General features: G+C 45.8%; 1 protein-coding gene. It reads left to right on the top strand.

What is annotated here, in order from left to right; genetic code table 11:
• Positions 1-867 (top strand): DUF3103 domain-containing protein (locus R8N47_RS23825; RefSeq protein ID WP_318185927.1); only part of this gene is annotated, 867 nt, incomplete at its 5' end.
• Between the last annotated feature and the right edge of the window lie 117 nt (positions 868-984).

Below are 984 nucleotides of genomic sequence, written 5' to 3'. Positions count from 1 at the left end.
GAAGTGCGCTTAGCCAACGAAAAAATGCTAGGAGCATGGCTCAATGGCGACGTTGCACCACTCTTTGCCTTTGAACCAAGCGGTGATGATGAAAGCTGGCAATACATCGAAGCGTTTGACGTTTACGGGCAAATTCATCAACTTGATGTGTATCAGCTTCCTGACGTTCCCGTTCTAGTTGTCGATAACAACAGCTCTGCAGAGCTCAAAGCAGGCTTACAGGCGATGCAGGCAGAAATGAAAAAGCTGGGTCAGCCAGCTCTAATTCAGCCTTATTATTCAGAGAGTCAAAAACAATCTTCACCAATGCTACAAAGCGCAGCGACAAGTGATGTCGCTCCGATTCAAACAACTCAACTGAAGAAAATTCGCTTAGCGGATGACAAAGAACCGTGGATCTCTGGCAAAGCAGAGGTTTACGCCATCGTGACAGGTGTCAATCCAAGCCGCGACGAGCCGACAATTGATCTGGTAGAGCTTCCTTACTTGGATTACGACAACCAAGATTACTACCCAAATCAAATCATCATTCACTGGTCTCGCTACCGCTGGGGCGCTGCAGATATTGTTCTGATGGAGCAAGATGACGGCACAGACTACAAACAGCTGGCTAAACTATTGGTGCAAGTCGCTGAAGAAGTTCTGAAAGCCATCCCAGATCCGCAAGTTCAGGCATACGCAGTCATCCCACAAATCACAAACAAGATCATCGATGCAATTCCAGATGGTGTGCTTACCAACGATGATGACTTTGTTGACGTTTTCTACACGTTGATGCAAGACACGTCGTATGTCGATCACCCAGGAGCAAGTGTTAATGCTGTCGTGACACTAGAGCCACTGACGATCAATCCAACTCGCCCATAACCCTTTCAATTTCAATGAGTCGTTGTCGAGACTTCGACTCATTTTTCCCACCTCATCACAAAAAATAACCTGTTAGATAAAAATATTCCCGCTCATCTTTACTGTATAAAGAAACAG

This window comes from Vibrio sp. 2132-1, from assembly GCF_033344315.1.
The sequence above is the reverse complement of the archived record's forward strand: the minus strand, read 5'-3'. Positions and strand labels throughout refer to the sequence as shown.